15 protein-coding genes and 1 pseudogene are annotated in these 16,713 nt (G+C 72.7%); 4 read left to right on the top strand and 12 right to left on the bottom strand.

Annotation, left to right across the window (positions count from 1 at the left end; genetic code table 11):
* Positions 1-39 precede the first annotated feature (39 nt).
* Positions 40-134, top strand: a pseudogene (locus tag ACLF5H_RS31780).
* A gap of 30 nt (positions 135-164) precedes the next feature.
* Here ACLF5H_RS31780 and ACLF5H_RS31775 read toward each other — a convergent pair.
* From ACLF5H_RS31775 to ACLF5H_RS31755, 5 genes are all read right to left on the bottom strand, one after another.
* Positions 165-2,891: an ATP-binding protein gene (locus ACLF5H_RS31775; RefSeq protein WP_421679468.1), complete on the bottom strand. Its 2,727-nt coding sequence runs from the start codon at positions 2,889-2,891 to the stop codon at positions 165-167.
* A gap of 190 nt (positions 2,892-3,081) precedes the next feature.
* Positions 3,082-4,062: a hypothetical protein gene (locus ACLF5H_RS31770; RefSeq protein WP_421679467.1), complete on the bottom strand. Its 981-nt coding sequence runs from the start codon at positions 4,060-4,062 to the stop codon at positions 3,082-3,084.
* A 142-nt stretch (positions 4,063-4,204) separates the two neighbouring features.
* Positions 4,205-4,618 (bottom strand): hypothetical protein, encoded by a 414-nt coding sequence (locus tag ACLF5H_RS31765; RefSeq protein ID WP_421679466.1) that lies wholly within the window; start codon positions 4,616-4,618, stop codon positions 4,205-4,207.
* Between the two features lie 262 nt (positions 4,619-4,880).
* Positions 4,881-5,342, bottom strand: coding sequence for a DUF5990 family protein (locus ACLF5H_RS31760; protein ID WP_421679465.1), 462 nt, complete (start codon positions 5,340-5,342; stop codon positions 4,881-4,883).
* A gap of 143 nt (positions 5,343-5,485) precedes the next feature.
* Positions 5,486-6,286, bottom strand: a complete 801-nt coding sequence (locus tag ACLF5H_RS31755) for a hypothetical protein (RefSeq protein ID WP_421679464.1) — start codon at positions 6,284-6,286, stop codon at positions 5,486-5,488.
* 240 nt (positions 6,287-6,526) lie between these two features.
* Here ACLF5H_RS31755 and ACLF5H_RS31750 point away from each other — a divergent pair, with 240 nt between their 5' ends.
* Positions 6,527-7,189: a zinc ribbon domain-containing protein gene (locus ACLF5H_RS31750; RefSeq protein ID WP_421679463.1), complete on the top strand. Its 663-nt coding sequence runs from the start codon at positions 6,527-6,529 to the stop codon at positions 7,187-7,189.
* Between the two features lie 49 nt (positions 7,190-7,238).
* On the opposite strand, the gene ACLF5H_RS31745 is transcribed toward ACLF5H_RS31750, so the two are convergent.
* Positions 7,239-8,135, bottom strand: a complete 897-nt coding sequence (locus ACLF5H_RS31745) for a GNAT family N-acetyltransferase (protein ID WP_421679462.1) — start codon at positions 8,133-8,135, stop codon at positions 7,239-7,241.
* 104 nt (positions 8,136-8,239) lie between these two features.
* On the opposite strand from ACLF5H_RS31745, the gene ACLF5H_RS31740 reads away from it, so the two are divergent.
* The gene (locus ACLF5H_RS31740) at positions 8,240-8,641 is read left to right on the top strand and encodes a winged helix-turn-helix transcriptional regulator (protein ID WP_421679672.1); all 402 of its coding nucleotides are present in this window, start codon (positions 8,240-8,242) and stop codon (positions 8,639-8,641) included.
* A 31-nt stretch (positions 8,642-8,672) separates the two neighbouring features.
* On the opposite strand, the gene ACLF5H_RS31735 is transcribed toward ACLF5H_RS31740, so the two are convergent.
* Entirely contained in the window at positions 8,673-9,218 is a 546-nt protein-coding gene (locus tag ACLF5H_RS31735) for a hypothetical protein (RefSeq protein WP_421679461.1), read from the bottom strand.
* 223 nt (positions 9,219-9,441) lie between these two features.
* On the opposite strand from ACLF5H_RS31735, the gene ACLF5H_RS31730 reads away from it, so the two are divergent.
* A complete protein-coding gene (locus ACLF5H_RS31730) occupies positions 9,442-9,609 on the top strand; it encodes a hypothetical protein (RefSeq protein WP_421679460.1) in 168 nt (55 codons plus the stop codon).
* A gap of 114 nt (positions 9,610-9,723) precedes the next feature.
* On the opposite strand, the gene ACLF5H_RS31725 is transcribed toward ACLF5H_RS31730, so the two are convergent.
* The 5 genes from ACLF5H_RS31725 to ACLF5H_RS31705 all read right to left on the bottom strand — a co-directional run bounded on the left by ACLF5H_RS31725 (position 9,724) and on the right by ACLF5H_RS31705 (position 16,471).
* Positions 9,724-11,367, bottom strand: coding sequence for a M4 family metallopeptidase (locus ACLF5H_RS31725; RefSeq protein ID WP_421679459.1), 1,644 nt, complete (start codon positions 11,365-11,367; stop codon positions 9,724-9,726).
* Between the two features lie 337 nt (positions 11,368-11,704).
* Positions 11,705-12,346 carry a hypothetical protein gene (locus ACLF5H_RS31720; RefSeq protein WP_421679458.1) on the bottom strand — a complete coding sequence of 214 codons (642 nt, stop codon included), beginning with the start codon at positions 12,344-12,346 and terminating at the stop codon, positions 11,705-11,707.
* Entirely contained in the window at positions 12,238-13,092 is an 855-nt protein-coding gene (locus ACLF5H_RS31715) for a hypothetical protein (protein ID WP_421679457.1), read from the bottom strand. The genes ACLF5H_RS31720 and ACLF5H_RS31715 overlap by 109 nt, the downstream gene beginning before the upstream one ends.
* Positions 13,089-15,101, bottom strand: a complete 2,013-nt coding sequence (locus ACLF5H_RS31710) for a PEP/pyruvate-binding domain-containing protein (protein WP_421679456.1) — start codon at positions 15,099-15,101, stop codon at positions 13,089-13,091. Before ACLF5H_RS31710 ends, ACLF5H_RS31715 begins: the two co-directional genes overlap by 4 nt.
* Positions 15,098-16,471 (bottom strand): ATP-grasp domain-containing protein, encoded by a 1,374-nt coding sequence (locus ACLF5H_RS31705; protein WP_421679455.1) that lies wholly within the window; start codon positions 16,469-16,471, stop codon positions 15,098-15,100. Before ACLF5H_RS31705 ends, ACLF5H_RS31710 begins: the two co-directional genes overlap by 4 nt.
* Positions 16,472-16,713 lie beyond the last annotated feature (242 nt).

Raw genomic sequence — 16,713 nt, 5'->3', positions numbered from 1 at the left:
CCTGTGAACGGCACCGGGAACCACCGGGGCCGGGAACAGGGAGAGGTGCCCGGAGCGGCTTATCGGGGACCACCGAGCTCGTCTCGAGGTCGGGCCCTTCGGGGCCCACGCAGGTTCAAATCCTGCCCTCTCCGCCTCCAGGGCCCGCGTGCCGGGCCGTGCGGTCATGGTGCCGGTCGTGTCGGGGTACCGGTGGACCACTGCGGCGGCCGGATCGTCGCGATCGGAGCGGTCCGCAGGGCGGAGAGCCGGGCGGCGGTGTCCGCGGCGCGGGGTGAGCCGAGTCGGCGGTAGAGGGCGAGGGCTTCCTCCAGGCCGGACAGGGCGGCGGCGCTGTCCCCGAGAGCCAGGGCGCAACGGGCGGCGCCTTCCAGGGCGCGCGCCTCGTTCAGCGGGCTGTGGGTGTCCTGGGCGAGCGCCAGCGCCTGCTGATGGAGGAGCAGCGCCGAGCGCGCGTCCGCCGTCCGTTCGCTCAGCGCTCCCAGCGCGAGCAGGGCACCGGTCTCACCGACCCGGCTGCCGATCTCCCGGTAGAGCGCCAGCGCCTGCCGGTAGAGCGCGACGGCGTCACCGCTGTCACCCAGCGCGTCGCGGGCCCGGCCCAGGCCGAGCAGCGAGTCGGCCTCGCCATGGCGGCTGCCCGCTTCCCGGCAGGTGTCCAGCGAACGCTGGTGCAACTCGGCCGCGGCGCGGTGGTCACCGACGGCGTGCCGGACCCGGCCGAGCCCGCGCAGGGTGTTGGCCACGCCCTGCACGCTGTTGAGGTCCTCGTAGATCGACAGCGCCTCCTGATAGAAGTCCCCGGCGCTGTCCCGGTCACCCATGTCGTCCAGGACGTAGGCCAGGTCGTGCAGGGCGGCGGCCTCGCCCCGGCGGTCTCCCATGGTCCGGTAGAGGGCGAGTACCTGCAAGGTCAGCTCGACCGCGGCGGGGGAGTCGCCCGAGGAGTGCCGGGCCCGGCCCAGATCACACAGCGCGCGGGCCTCGCCCAGCCGGTCGCCGAGGGCCCGGAAGGCGGCCACGGCCCGTTCGTGCAGCCAGGCCGCCTCCTGGATCTCCCCGGTGAGCAGCCGGATGCGGCCGAGCTCGTGCAGGTCGTTGGCCTCGCCGTGCCCGTCGCCCAGCTTCTGGTGGATCGCCAGGGCCTCCTCGTACAGCTCCGCGGCGGCCCGGTAGTCGCCGGTCGCGTGCCGGGCCCGGCCCAGATCGCACAGGGCGTCCGCCTCGCCGCGGTGGTCATCGGCGGCCCCCGCCGCGGCCACCGCGGACCGGTGCAGCGCGGCGGCCTGGTCCCAGTGCCCCTCCAGCAGGAGGAAGGCCGCCAGGTCGGCGGAGAGCGACACGGTGAACGAGGGCAGGGTGGTCAGGGCGGGGTGGCCGAGGAGCGCGAGCAGGTTGCGGTGCTCGCTGCGCATCCAGGCCAGGGCTTTCGGCCGGTCGGTCAGCGCGGGGAGGGCAGCCGGTGCCGACGGCTCGGGGCGCCGCCCGGGGCGGGTACGGCGTGCCAGGTGCGCGTTGGCCCGCGCGGCGGTGTCCTGGTAGTACCTGGCCAGCCTGCGCAGCGGGGCGTCGCGGTCCGCCTCCCCGGTCTCTTCCCCGGTCTCTTCCCCGGTCTCCTCCTCGGCTTTCGAGCGGGCGTAGAGACCGACGAGGTCGTGGAAGAGGTAGCGCCCCGGGGCGCGCTGGAGCAGCAGGTTGTGGTGCAGCAGGGATTCCAGCAGCCGCTCCGCGCCGCGGTGGTCGATGCCGGCCAGGGCGGCGACGGCACAGGCGTCGACGTCGTAGCCGGGGAATCGGCCCAGCAGCCGCAGCAGATGCTGTTCGTCGGGGGCGATGGAGGCGAAGGAGGTCGCGAAGACGGCGGTCAGGCTCCGGTCCTCGTCGGTCAGATGGGCCAGGCGCTGATGCTCGTCGCGGAGCCTGTCCACCAGGTCCTCGACGTCCAGGCCGCGATGGTGGCGCAGCCGCGCGGCGGCGATACGGATCGCCAGCGGCAACTGGCCGCAGAGCCGCACGAGTTCGTCGGCCGCCGGATGACCGGCGGGGATCCGGCCGGGGCCCGCGCCCTCGTGCAGCAGCGCGACCGCGTCCGCGTCCGGGAGCACGCCGACGGCGAGACCGTGCGCGTCGTCGAGGCCGGTCAGCCGCTCGCGGCTGGTGATCAGGACCAGGCAGCCGGGCGTGCCGGGCAGGAGCGGACGCACCTGCGCGCTGCTCGCGGCGTTGTCGAGGACGATCAGGGTGCGGGTGTCGGCGAGCCGTTCCCGGTACAGCGCGGAGCGGGTGCTCAGGTCCTCGGGTATCTGCTGCGGCGGTACGCCCAGCGAACGCAGCAGCCAGTCCAGGGCGTCGGCGGGCGGGACCGGGGCGATCCCGGCGGTGTGGCCGTGCAGGTCCACGAAGAGCTGCCCGTCGGGGAACTGGCCACGCGCCCGGTGTCCGGCGCGGATGGCCAGCGCGGACTTGCCCACGCCGCCCATGCCGTCGAGCGCCGAGATCACCACCATGCCGGAGGCGCTGCCCGCGGGCGCCGACCTGGCCAGCGCCAGCAGTTGGTCGAGCTCCCGGGCCCGGCCGGTGAACAGCCGGGTGTCGTAGGGGAGCTGGCAGGGCGCACCCGGGCGTGGCCGCGCCGTGCCGCGGGCGGCGGCGGGGCGGGGCGGCGCGGATACGGTGCGCGCCGCCGCGAGCAACTGCTCACGGCGGCGCGGATCGAGCGCGAGGGCCTCGGCGAGGCGGCTCACCGAGGAGAGCCGCGGCTGCCGCCGCCCCGCCTCCAGCACGCTGATCGAGTGCGACGACACACCTGACCGGTCGGCTAACTCGTCCTGTGTCCAGCCGGCCGAGAGCCTGCAGTCGCGCAGAAGCTCCCCAAAGGCACTACCGCCCATTTCCCCCCCTGGAAACGGTTGGCCGTCGAAACGGCACAAGTCAGTCGAACCATTCTCGGCCAAGGGCCGGTACGGGTTCAACCGCCGCTCGTTCTGGGGCAGGTAAGGACAAGTCGGCACCGGGCTCGCGGCCGGTCCGACAGGGGGAAGCGCGGTGCGAGGGCCCCTGTTCAGGGTGCGGGCTCCTCACTCAGCCATGGTGGCCACCCCCGTTCAGGACGGCGGTGGCGTTGCGCACGGTCCGGGCGATGACGGCTGGGACGGCAGCGAGTTCGGCGGCGTGGCGGGCGGCCGCCTCGGTCTGCAGGGTCCGTTCGACGGAGTACCAGACCGACAGGAGCCCGACCTGGCGTTTGCAGGCCACGTCCGCGCGGGCCACCGCCACCTCGCGCGGGCCCGGCGCCGGGACCGGGCCGGTCCCGCTGGGCGCCGTGCCGACGAGCGCCTTGTCGCGGGCGGGCGCGGTCGGGTCCGGATAGTGGTACCCGGCCTGCCGCATGCAGGCCGACCAGGCGTGGAAGACCGCCTGAACCTGGGCGGTGCGCCGGGAGAGCGCGTAGCTGTCGTCGGCGATGGCGCGGATCACGTCGGGGAGGTCGACGCGGCCTCCTCCATCGGCCAGTGCGCCGCGGGCCGAGCCGAAGCAGCCGCCCGTGGGGACGGGGCGCCCGTTGCGTCCGTGCCGGGACGTGCCGAGCAGCGCGCCGTACTCCTCACCGGTCGGGTTCAGGGCACCGGCGCCGTCGGGCGCGGCCTTGCGCAGCATCCAGCGGTATCCCTGGGCCGCCTGGGCCTCCGTCACCGGGCCGTAGCGGAAGGCGTTGTGGTCGGGGCCCGGGCGCAGCCGCGTGGGCAGGTCGGTGGAGTAACCCAGCTCGCGCATGCAGGAGTTGGCCAGCGAGTAGACGGCGGCCTGGAGCTCGGCGGACTGGGCCGGTGTGTACTGGTAGGCGTCCATGGGCAGTTGCCAGGCGGTCGGGGACGCGCCGACCGATGTCACCGGGACCCGGGCGGGCAGCGGCATGTCGGCGGCGCCGGCCGTGGCGTGCCCGGCGCCGGGGTGGGGCCGAGCCGTCGGCGGCCCGTCGCAGGCGGTCGCGGCGCCCGTCAGTACGGCCGCGAGCAGGAGCGGCGCGGCGGCGCGGCCAAGGCGGTTCGGCTTCGGGATCACGGGCGGGACCTCGGCTCCATCGTGATGCGGATACGGCGGGGACACGGCAGGGATGCGGTGAGGGCAGGACCGGCCGGCACGGCGGCCACTTCCGTGGCACGCCGCACCGGCCGGTCCGCGATCGCGGTTCCGGACGCCGGTGTCAGTTCCAGTCGGGCGTCCAGCTCAGCGAGTTGAGGAGCCCCAGGCCCTCGAGGTTGTTGCTGGAGGTCCCGGCGTACTGGATGTGCAGGTTCCCCTGGCCCCAGGCGCCGGAGTACATGTTGGCGTTGCGCCAGCTGTCGTTCTCCGCACTCCAGACCTGACCGCCGGTGACCGTGACACCGTTGCTGAAGGTGATGCCGGAGGTGTCGTGCCAGGTCGCCCAGAACTCCTCGCAGGGCCCGGAGTAGCCGGTGAGGTAGAAGGCCCGCAGGGCACCGTAGGAGTTGGAGCACTTCGTCGACACGTTCGCGGAGGGCGACCCGGTGGCGGCCTGTGCCTCGCCGGCGAACGCGAGCCCGGAGGCCAGCAGGCCGGCCGTCGCCGCCACGGCGAGCTTTGTGCGGAACTGCATCGGAGGCTGTCCCTTCTGCCGACAGGAGGCGACGGGTGCCGGGGTGGCCCCTGTTCTCGCCCCTGCCGTTGCATCACATCCTCGGCGCCCCGGGCGGCCGCCTCCATGACGGCGGCTTGACGTTCGCCTGGCGTTCGGACCCGGCCTGGTCGCGCTCGGCGGTGGTCGACCGCGGGGCGCGTGTGCGTCAGGGGCGAGGACCGGCGCGCCCCGGGGAACCGGCCCGGCGGCGAGGCCGACGCCACCGGGCGAAGCCGCAGGCTCAGGCGTCCGACGGCTCGCCGGTGCTCCAGGCGATCGCCGGGTGCGGCACCCGCCCGCACAGCGGTTGGCCCTGGGCGTCGGTGAGGGCGAGCCGGGCCACCAGTACGCCGCTCAGCCGCGCCTCGGCGAGCACCCGCGGCGCGATCTCGTCGAGCATCAGCTTGGCGCGCCGGAACATCCGCGAGACCTCCTCGCCGGGCCGCGTGCCCAGCCAGGAGAGGTAGACGAAGCGTCCGCCGAGCCGGTTCTGCACGTACGGACCGTGCGGTGCGCCGTCGTCGGTGAACGCGCAGGGAAGCGTCCAGGCCACCGTCGGCGCGTCGCCGGGCTGCGGATCGAGCAGCTCGGCGGGCCGGTCCTTGCGCTGGACCGCGACCTCGATCCCGCTGACCTCCGGGAAGCGGGCGTCGGGGCCGCAGTTCCGGCCGGGCAGGGTGTGACCTTCGATGCGCAGATACATGCCACCAGTGTGGACGCGGCGGGGGAGGGGGCATGCCCCTTCCCGGGCTCCGACGCCGGAGGACGCGCGCGGACCGACGCGAGCCGTGCGGTCGCCGCACCGGCGGCGGGCCGGGCCGGGAGGGGGCATCGGGGACGCCGGGATCAGCTGTTGTTCAGGCGTTCCGCCAGGTAGGGGCTGCACGCGGACGACTGGATGCCGTTGGCGGAGACCCAGTATCCGGGCGGGGTGGGGGAGTCGGCGCAGGCGATGATGCCGTTGTAGGCCACGTTCAGGCGGCCGCCCAGATACTGGCCGCATCCGCTGATCTGGAAGTTCGCGGTGATCACGTAGGTGGCGGGGATCGGCGAGTTGCCGCAGAACGTCATGCCGTCGGAGGCGGTGTTGAGCCGGGCGCCGAGGTAGATGCCGCAGGCCGCGTTCTGGTAGCTGGAGGTGATCACGTAGCCGGCCGGGATCGGCGAGTTGCCGCAGACGGCGATGCCGTTGCTCGCGAGGTTGACCGTCTCGCCGTACCACTGCGCGCACGTGCTGTCCGGTCCCTCGCCGGTGATCACATAGCCGTTCGGCAGTGAATCATTGGAGTTCCCGCAGATCCGCATGCCGTTGGTGACCGTGTTGATCCGGCCGGTCTGGTACTGGCCGCAGTTGTTGCTGCTGTAGATCGAGGTGACCGCGTAGCCGGTCGGGACCGGGCCGTTCAGGCAGACGGCGAGGCCGTTGGACGGCGGCTGGATCGTCTCGGTCAGATAGCCGCCGGTACAACTCGCGGTGAGCGACTCCGAGGTGATCACGTAGCCCGGCGGCACCGAGACGTTGCCGCATATCGTGGCGGCCTGGGCGGTCCCGGATAAGAAGACGACTCCGCCCGCGACCAGCGTGAGCGCGGACAACAGGCGCACCAGCCATGCGGTGGCGGTGCCGAGGGGTCTTGGAGAGGCCATGTGCGACTCGCTTCCGATCGAGTGGAGAGGCTGCCGAGAGATTAGTGGCCGCGCCCGTCGCCCGGCCATGCCGCGTCCTCCACCGGCGGCCAGGACCTCACGCCACCGGCCGGCACCACGCCCGGAATCCCGGCCTCCGCCGCGCTGGACGGATCCCGCCGAGAACCGGTCCCGGATCGCTCACGGCCGACGGCTATACACTCCTCGCCGGGATCGACTTGTGTGGGGGAGACGGCCGTCATGGGCACCGAGATCTACTTCAGCAACAACCACCGCGACCTGTGCGTCCAGCAGGGCACCGGCGCGGGCTTCCAGTTCGAGTTCTCGTGCTCGCGCTGCTGGGACACCTGGCGTTCCCCGTTCGAGCCGTTCCGGGCCGGGCAGATGGCGGGCTGGCTGTCCCGGGGCGTGAACGCCGCCTGGTCGGTCATCGGCGGCAGCACCGGCCAGAGCGTGACCAACGCCGCGGACGGGCTGGCGGGAGCGAACTTCGGCAGCCAGCGGGACGCCGCCTTCACCCGTGCCATCGAACGTGCCCAGGGGCATTTCAACCGCTGCCCGCGCTGCACCTCCTACGTCTGCGCCCGCTGCTGGAACCAGGGGCAGGGGCTGTGCCTGACCTGTTCGCCGGACACCGCGGCCGAGGCGCAGGCGGCCCAGCAGCGCGGCCTGAACGACATGGTCACCGAGCGTGCGTACGACGTCGGCCGGCAGCAGGGGACGGGGTACGACGTCACCACCCCCCGCCAGCTGGTCTGTCCCAACTGCCGTACGGAGACCCGAGGCGGCGCCTTCTGCCACGGCTGCGGCCACCATCTGGCCCAGCCCCTGAGCTGCTCCGCGTGCCGGCAGAGCCTCCCGCACGACGCCGCCTTCTGCCCCTCCTGCGGAGCCAGGCGCTGACCCCGGTGTCCCAGGGCTCTGCTCGGCCCCGCGCGGCGTGCCTGGGCCTTCAGGGGAGGAGCTGTGTGAAGTCGTACACCGCCCAGTCGGTCACCCGGACATAGCCGAGGCGCTGGTAGAGGGCGTTGCTCGTCGCGTTGGCCGCGTTCGTGAACAGGACGACGCTCTCGGCGCCCGCGGCCAGCGCCGCTCGGCTCACCTCCACCGTGACCGCACCCGCGTACCCGCGCCCCCGGAGGCGGGCCGGGGTGTAGACGGGGTCCACCTGGGCCACCCCGGCGAGCATCGGGTTGACCCCCGCCATGGAGACCGGCACGCCGTCGGGCGACTCCCAGAACGTGTACCGCTTGCGGGCGAACCGCGTGCCCGCCCAGGTATCGGCGTCGATGGCCACCTCCTCCCCGACATCGGCCGCGAACTCCCGGCACCAGTCCATCAGTCGGTCCCGGTCGCCGCCCCGCTCGCCGACCGGCCGCCCGCGCCCCGCCGGTACCGGCCGCCGCGGTGTCAGTTCCCCGAGCCGGTACAGACACAGCCGCACCCGCACCGCCGCCTCCACCCCGGCGTGCCGCCGCCACGCCTTCGCGAACGCGGCCGCGGTGTCGCGGTCCGCGCTGACATAGGGCAACGCGTGTCCGAGGCCGGCCAGCCGGGCGGCGAGAGCGTCCGCCCGCGCGGGGGAGAGGGGGGTGAGCCCGATGCCGCCGGAGGGCAGGTGATAGAAGGTCCCGCCGATCTCACCGGCCCGCTCCACCCACCCGAAGACGGGCCCCCGCGTTCCCGCCGCGGGGGCCGGTGCGCCGCTCGCCGCCGCTTCCCGCTCGCGCAGTCTCTGGAGCGCGGACAGGGTGACGAGGTGCCGTACGGGACGCGCGCGCAGGAACGCGCCGGTCCGGCCGAGGAAGCCGTCGGCATCGTGCGTGAGGTGCCAGTCGTCCGCTCGCATGCCTCACCCTCCCCGGTCGCCCGGCCGGGTGGGAAGACCGGATCCGGGATATTCTCGCGGTCATGTCGCCTCGGGAATGCTCTATAACGGACACCTTGAGTCTTGTGGGGGAGCGGTGGGCCCTGCTCATCGTGCGTGAGCTCAGTCATGGTGTACGGCGCTTCGGGGGGATCGCGGCGAACACGGGCGCGCCGCGGGACATTCTGACCACCCGGCTGCGCAAGCTGGAGGCCGGCGGCATCGTGCGCCGTGAGCTGTACAGCGCCCATCCCCCGCGTTACGAGTACCACCTGACCGAGGCGGGCGCGGAACTCAACGATGTGCTGCTGACGTTGATGGCGTGGGGAGACCGGCATCTGAACGCCGAGGACCCGCCGATGCGCCTCCAGCACGCGTGCGGGCACCGCTTCGAGGCGGCGGTGGTGTGCGCGCACTGCGGTGGCCCGGCCCGCGAGCAGCTTCACTCGCCTTCCGGCCGCGGCGTCATCACAGAACCGACCGGATAGACCGGGCGGACGGGGCCTCACCGGTGCCGGTTCACGGCGCTGCCGCCCCCTTGGCCGGGCGTCCCTGGAGATGGTCGCGGGTGACCTTGGTGATCTCGTGCCAGAACGGAACCGCGGTCAGATAGAGCCCCAACGCGCTGAGGATGCCCAGGGAGACGTCCACACTGACGCGTCCCTGCCTGGCCCAGTACACGTCCTTGAGGTCGAGGAGCAGGGCGAACTCGTCGGCGATCAACGCCGAACCGGCACCGTACAGGGCGCCGATCCCGGGGTGGCCGACGTAGGCGTCGTCGCCGCGGACCGCCACCAGTCCGACGCCCGCGAGCGTGGCGATGCCGAAGTTGTAGTGGTGCAGATGTGTCTGACCGGCGGAGATGTTTCCCCAGGGCAGCCAGCCGCCCCGGATGCCGTGAGTGATCAGCCGGGCCGTGCCGAAGGTGCACCCGAAGCCGAGCCAGGCGGCCATGAGCGAGCGCTGGGCGGGCACGGTGTGATCGTTCAGCGCCCTGCGCCAGCGTGCCCGCAGAGGAGGGCGCCGGACATCGTCCGCGGGCCAGGACGCCAGGTTCGGGGACATTCGCACTCCTGATCGTGGCCAGAGTGACCGGGAGGTCGCGCTCGCGCCCGGCCACCGCTCAGACCTACCACCAAGGGGACGGGCTGATGCCGATGTGTCGCCCGGATGACACGCGGCCGGACACGACAGGCTCCCGCGACGCCCACGCCGTCCGTCCACTCCCACGCCTGAGACCGCGCCGGCCGGGCATACGGGTCTCACTTCCTACCGAGAGGGGCTTGTCATGCTCGGCATCGTCGCGGCAGTGCTGTTCTTCGTGTCGTTCCTCGTCAACGCGGCCGAGATCAGCACCAATCACACGTTCTCGTCCGTCAACATCATGCTCCTGGGACTGACCGCGCTGGCCCTGCACATCGCGGGGATCGGCAGCGGCTGGACCCGCAGAAGGTGACGGGGCCGCGTACGGCCGCGTCGGCCGACGTGGGGCCGGGGCGGCGGAGACACGGGTGGCACCCGGGCCGCACAGGCCCGGGTGCCACGGTCATGCGAGCGGGAGCGGGACGGCTCAGTGCACGTCGACCCCGGTCCAGGCCGCCTCGACCGCCTTGTACTCGGCGCTGTCGGCGCCGTACAGGTCGGTCGCCGCGGACAGCGTGCCCGTGCGGGCGGCGGCGTAGTCGGTGGTCGACGTGAAGTACGTCGTCAGCGCCTTGTACCAGATCTGCAGCGCCTTGTCCCGGCCGATACCGGTGACCGTCGAGCCGTCCTTGGTCGGCGAGTCGTAGTCGACCCCGTTGACGGTCTTCGCGCCGCTGCCCTCGGACAGCAGGTAGAAGAAGTGGTTGGCGACGCCGGACGAGTAGTGGACGTCCTCGTCGCCGACGGAGGAGGTCCAGTAGTCGGCGGAACCGCCGTCCTTGCTGGGCTTGTCCATGTAGCGCAGCGGGGTGCCGTCGCCGTTGATGTCGATCTTCTCGCCGATGAGGTAGTCACCGGGGTCCGAGCTGTTGTTCGCGTAGAACTCCACGCCGGTGCCGAAGATGTCGGAGGTGGCCTCGTTCAGACCGCCCGACTCGCCCGAGTACTCGAGGCCGGCGGTGTTGGAGGTGACACCGTGGCTCATCTCGTGGCCGGCGACGTCCAGCGCGGTCAGCGGGTCGTTGTTCCCGGAGCCGTCGCCGTACGTCATGCAGAAGCAGCTGTCGTCCCAGAAGGCGTTCACGTACGAGTCGCCGTAGTGGACACGGGAGTAGGCGCCCACTCCGTCGTTCTTGATGCCGCTGCGCCCGAACGTGTTCTTGTAGAAGTCCCACGTCTCCTGCGCGCCGTAGGCGGCGTCGGCCGCGGCGGTCGCGGCGTTCGACGTGGTTCCGTCGCCCCAGGTGTCGTTGTCCTGGGAGTACAGCGTGCCGGTGCCGTCCTGCTGGTGGTCCAGGTTGTACGTCTTGTGGCCGCCGCGGGTGTCGTCGGTGAGGGTGTACGACGAGCCGGACTGCGCCGTGGCCAGGTCGACCTTGCCGCTGTACTGGGTGTTGCCGACGCCGGTCTCGATGCCCTGGTACTGGAAGAGCTTCTTGCCGGTGGCGGCGTCGGTGACGACGTGCAGCTTGCTCGGCGTGCCGTCGTCCTGGAAGCCGCCGATCACGGTCTCGTAGGCGAGGACGGGCTTGCCGCTCGCCGCCCAGACGACCTTGCGCGGAGCCCGGTCGACGGCGGGCTTCGCCGAACGGTCCTTCTTCGCCAGGCCCAGGGCCTGCTGCCGCGCGGTGGCCGCGGCGATCCGCGGAGTGAGCGAGGCGAGCTTCAGCGTGGCCTTCGACGCTCTGGTCACGCCCTCCGTCCTGCCGGACTTGGCGGTGTGCACGATCAGGTCGCCGCCGAGCACCGGGAGACCGGCGTAGGTGCGCTCGTAGCGGGTGTGGACGGTGCCGTCGCCGTCCTTGACGACATCCTTGACGACCAGCTTCTCCTGGCTGCCCAGGCCGAGGGCCTTGGCGGTCCCGGCGAGTCCGGCCTGCGCGTGCCGGATGAGACCGGTGTGGGCGGCGGCCGACAGGGCGACCGGCGCTCCGGCCGGGCGTGCGGCGTCGGCGGTGGGCCGGGCGGTGGCCGAGGCGGTGAGCGAGGTGCTCAGCAGGGCCGCCGCGGCGGCGACGGCGGTGGCCGCCGCGAGGGTCGTGCGCCGGCGACGTATATTGCCGTGGGTCATGCGGGCTTCTCTTTCCGTGGGGGGATTTCCCGGTCGGTGTGGGGCCGGCCGGGGTGAGCCACATGAGGGGCACACCCCTGGAATGGCAGGGGCATGCCAATGCGAAATGAAGGTCGGTGTCCTGCCAACTCCCCTTGTCGCGTGGGGGTTTGGCGGTGACACCCAGAGAAAACCCCAGCAACGGCCGCTCGCGCTATGCACCTGGGGCACAAACGACAACAACCCCACGCCTCCTTCACAGGCGACGCACAGCCTGTTCGGCATGTGTACACCGCGCGAACTGCCGCGAAGGCGCGCGCACCGCCCCGCGGTGGAACGGGACGGGCCGCACGGCAGGTCAGGGCCTCGGGGCGGCTCCCTCGTCGACGGGCAGGGCGACGGGTTCTTCGGCCGGGAGCGGCCCGGCCTGCCCGGATCCCGCGGCCGTGCCGGGTGCCGTACCGGCCTCCCGGGTCCGCGCCGCCCGGTTCGCGCGGCGCAGCGCCAGATGGAGGACCGGGATCAGCACGCAGGTCACGGCGGCCGACTGCCACAGCAGGGCGTCGAGCCGCCCCGCCGCCAGAAAGGCGCCCGCGGCCACCGCGGCCAGGGCGCACACACCGCGGTCCACGATGCTCTCCATCGACAGCAGGGTGGCGCGCGGAGCGCCCTTCGGGATCGCGTCGTTGATGAGTTTGCGCTGTACCGGATAGCAGAAGCCGGTGATCGCGGCGAATCCGCAGAGCAGGGCGGCCACCGTCCACGGGCCGCCGACGGTGGTGCCCGCCAGCGTGGCCGCGAGCGCGACACTGAGCAGGGACACCCAGGCGGTGGGCGACAGCCGGGAGCCCAGCCACTGGGGCCGCGCGGACGCGACCGCCTCGGCGACGGTCATCGCCGCGAGCACACCGCCGGTGTCGCTCTCGCCGATGCCGTGGTGCAGCAGCATCGGCTGGAAGAGGTTGACCTGGCAGATCCGCGACAGCGTGAAGACGGCCACGCCCTGCACCATGAGCAGGGCGAGCCACGGCGACGACCGCAGGACCCGCAGCGCGGCGCCGGTGTCGCGCAGCAGCGCGGCCTCGCGCCGCCCGCGGGCGCGCCCCCGCGGGCGCGCCGCGCCCCGCTCGCGTCGCGCGGAGCGAGCCGTGGCAGGGCGAGGGCGCAGCCGAGGGAGCCCGCCGCGCTCGCCGCGCTCAGTACGTACGGAGCCTGGGGCGCGAGCATCATCAGCGGCCCGACGAGCGGCCAGCAGACGACCTTGGCGGCGAGGCCGAGGGCCCGCGCCGTGCCCTCCGCACGGAGATAGTGGGCGTCCGCTCCTTCCGCGCGCAGCCCGTCGTAGAGGCAGGCGCTGGCCGCGCCCGAGGTCAGGGAGCGCCCGGCGGCGATGGCCAGGAAGTGCAGGAGGAAGCCCGGGTAGGAGGGGGAGAACACCGGCATCAGGTTCGCCGCCGTCATGACCACCGCGCCCGCCCACAGGCAGTTGCGGGCGCCGATGCGGTCGGCGACGAGTCCGGTGGGGATCTCGAAGAGGCAGAAGGCGATGTAGTAGATGCTCTGGATGCCGAAGATCTGGCCGTCGGACAGGCCCGCGTCCCGCTGGTAGGCGTAGAAGACGGGCATCCACCACAGCAGGTTGAACAGCAGCTGGAACCCGTTGTTGAGGCGGATCACCCGGCGGGCCGCCGGGGTCAGGTCCTCCCGCGGAGCGCGGCGCCACGGAGCGGGCCCCCGGCGCCTCATCGGGCGTACGGGCGGACCTGGACCAGCTGGAACGCCCCCTCGTCGGTCAGCAGCCACTCGATGTCCAGGGCGTCGTCCGGGTCGTCCTCGCTGAAGTGGGACTGCAACAGGCGCCCCGCCAGGGCCAGTTCGGCCAGCGTCTTCCTGGTGTCCGCCGGCAGGTCGGTGCCCGAGGATCCGACGGCCACCGTACGGCCGCCGCCCTCGACCGTGTTGTACAGGTACTGGTGGGGCAGGACCGTGCCGTCCACCACGCGCTCGGGCGAACCGGCCGTGCAGTTGAGGTACACGTTCCGGAAGTCCTCCGGGCGCGTCGGGTTGCAGGTGACCAGCACGCCCCCGAGGTCGGCCGGCGTGTACTCCTGGACGATCACCCCCATGTAGGTGTCGTCCAGCGAGATGCCGACCTGGTGCCGCATCCGCACGCTCCGCGGCGACAGCAGCGACGCCCACACCTGGATGACGGCGTCCATCAGCTGATCCGCGCCGTGCACCGTCGTCACCGAGTCGTAGATGCCCGCCGCCGAGAACCCCGGCAGATCCTCGGCGTTGGAGGAGGAACGCACCACCAGACGGCGGCCGTCGGCCAGCAGCCGCGGCACGGCTCCGGTGATGGCTCGCGCCACCTCCTCGGGCATCGGCGTACCGCGCATCAGGTGCTGGAGATCCAGCGAGAGCGAGTCGATCATGTCGAGCGCGTCGAGTTCGAGCGCCATCTTCAGCTTGCCGATGCCCTGTTGGAGCGCCGGTGACGAGGTCAGATACAGATGGTGCAGATGGAACGGCAGCGCCACGCCCCGGGGCGCCCGGACCGCCCGGGCCACGCGTTCGGCGGCCGTGAACCGGAGCCGTTCCAGGGGCACTTCGGGCTCACCGAGCCGGGTGCCGAGATGGGCGAGCAGATCCGGGCGCGGCGGGCGCGGGCGGGCGTAGAAGGCCGTCAGGTCCGCGGTACGGCTGTCCAGCACATGGTGCAGTTCGCCGAGGTGGGCGGCCTTGGTGCCGTAGCCGTCGCGGTCGGCGAGCCGCAGCCGGTGCAGTTCCATGATCGGCGCGTCCCCGATGAGCGGCGCGTCGATATGGATGCGCTGGGTGTCCCAGACCGGCCGCTCCAATGCCGGGGCGCAGGACAGCGGTTCCAGGGTGACGGCATCCTCCCGTACCCGGTAGCGGACCCAGGCGTCGTCCAGGCCGTGCCGCTCCACCAGAGCGTCCAGGTCGCGGACGATCGCGTTCGGGATGCCCCAGCCCGAGGCCAGCACGTTGGTGTGCGAAAGCGGTGTCGTGGGGCGGGTGTTGATGAATCCGGCCACCCGGGGCACGTCGTCGGGCAGGCCCGCCATGGCGACGATGTCCGCCCAGCCGAGGTCCGCGGCCCCGGCGTCGTACTCCTGCGGACTGCGGAAGTACCGCAGACGGCCCTCCGCCACACCCGGGTTGAGGCAGGTCCGGGTGCGGCTGCCGAACAGCTCCTGGCTCAGGATGCGCGGGATGCGGGCGTCGCCGACCTGGGCCAGCTCATGCTCCTGGCCGTGGTTCGCCGGTTTCAGCAGCAACGGGAGGCGGCCGTCGACGCGGTGGCGGACGTAGTCGTAGAACTCCTGGAGCAGGGCGCCGTGCATGGTGTCCGCCTCCGTCGTCTCCAGGACGAGGAAGGGCCGTTCGGCGCCGCCGGAGTCCTCGTCGCTGTGCAACGAGAGGATGCCCAGCAGGAAGCGGCGGTCCGGCGCCATGTACACCGAGGCGTTGAACGCGTCCAGCTCCGCGTCGAGCGCCTGCGGTGTCATGCCGAGGACGCGGGTGGCGATGTAGTCCACGTGGAAGGGGTGCACCCGGGTGTCCAGCAGATGCCAGGTGTCCTCGGCCCGGTCCACCACGACCTTCAGATACGGGTGCCCGGCGAGCACGCCGGACAGCGTGCGGAACAGCGGCAGCGACAGGTTGACGCCGACCACGGTACGGTCGCCCGCCGCGTCCGGAGCGCGGGCCTCGTCCGGCGCGGGCGTCATGCGCGTGCCTCCTCGGCGGTGTCCACATGGAGGATGTCCGGCAGCGCGGCCACCAGGGCGGTGAAGTCGCGCACGACGGACTGCGGCCGGTCCGCCGACAGCAGGCACAGCCCCGCCATGGTGTTGGCGCCGCCCGCCGGGTCGTAGACGGGGACCGGCGAGCCGTCGGGCAGGGAACTCTCCCGGACCACGGACAGCGTGCTCCCGGCACCGATCGGGGCCTTGCGGACCACCGACGAGGAGTCCCACAGATGCCGCCGCGGCCACGGCGTGCCGTCGCCGTCGACCGCGAGCACCACCAGGGAGCCCGTCGCGCCCTCGGCGTCCGCGGGCGTCAGCGTCCGCGCGGGCCAGCCGGGCGAGCGGCCGAGCAGCTGGTCGGTGAACATGCCGACCAGGTCGAGGCCGAAGACGTCCTCGATCTGCGGCACGGTCATCGCGCCCCCGAACCGGGCGGCCGTCTCGATGACCCACATGCGGCCGTCCGCGCCGAGCTTGATCTCGGTGTGGGTGCCGCAGTTCTCCAGCCCCAGCGCGTCGACGGCCCGCCGGGCCAGCTCCACGATCCTGCGCTGGGCCCCGCTGTCGACGGCGGCCGGAGTGATACCGGCGCGCTCGGTGAACGGCCACACGGTCGGCATGCGCCCGCTCAGGCAGACCGGCCGGAAAGTGCCGTCGTCGACGACGCCCTCGACGCTTACGTAGTCACCCCAGCCGGGGCCGTCGAACCACTCCTCGGCCCGTCCGGTGACGATCTCCTCGACGATGAAGTCCTCCGACGCGCCCCGCACATGCATCTCGGCGAAGCCGAGCTGTGCCGACTCCGCCATGACCTCGCGCGAGCGGCGCCAGGCGCCCCGTGCCTGCCCGGGCTCGTCGATGATCTGGTGCGCGGTGGAGCCCGCGCTCCAGGCGGCCTTGAGTAATAATGGGCATGACAATACGGTGGTGGCCTGCTCCAGTTCGGCGAGCCCCGCGACCGGGCGGAAGCGGGGCTGCGGAACACCCTGGCGTTCCCACTCGGCGCGCATCAGCCGCTTGTCCCGGGCCAGGGCGGCGGCCGCCCCGGCACCCCTCAGGCCGAGCCGCCGGCACGCCTCGGCCACCGCGACCACCGCGTACTCCGAGAAGGTGACGACGGCGTCCGCCCCCACCTCGCGGGCGCGCGTGGTGATCAGCTCGACGAGGTCCGCGTGCCCCGTCCGGGGAGGCGTCAGCACCGAGGCGCACAGCCGCGCCGCGTCCTCCGCCACGCCCACGGGCAGCCCGCTCAGCGCCAGCAGGTGCACCGTGGCCCGCCCGGCCACCCGCGTCAGAGCGTGACCCACCGGGGGACCGCCCTTGGCATGCACGTACAGCACCTGGCTCACGTAGACCCATCTCCTTCGATGTCGAGGCACTTGATGTCGGGGTACTTGATGTGTGTGGGGGGAGCGCTCACGCCCGCCGGTTCTCCTCCTTCAAGCGAACCAGTCCGAACCCACCTCCCGATGGCCGCACCACGCGAACCATTCAGGCAAATGCCTTATCCGGTACGGCAGTCGGCGTCATGTGAAGGTGCCGTGATGCGCTAGCGCCCGGATGGTGCAGAGCCTGAGAGCGCCCGGTCCTC

It is taken from the genome of Streptomyces sp. LaBMicrA B280 (assembly GCF_049222185.1).
GTDB lineage: Bacteria > Actinomycetota > Actinomycetes > Streptomycetales > Streptomycetaceae > Streptomyces > Streptomyces murinus.
Note: the sequence above shows the minus strand (reverse complement) of the source record. Positions and strands in the feature narration are given on the sequence as shown.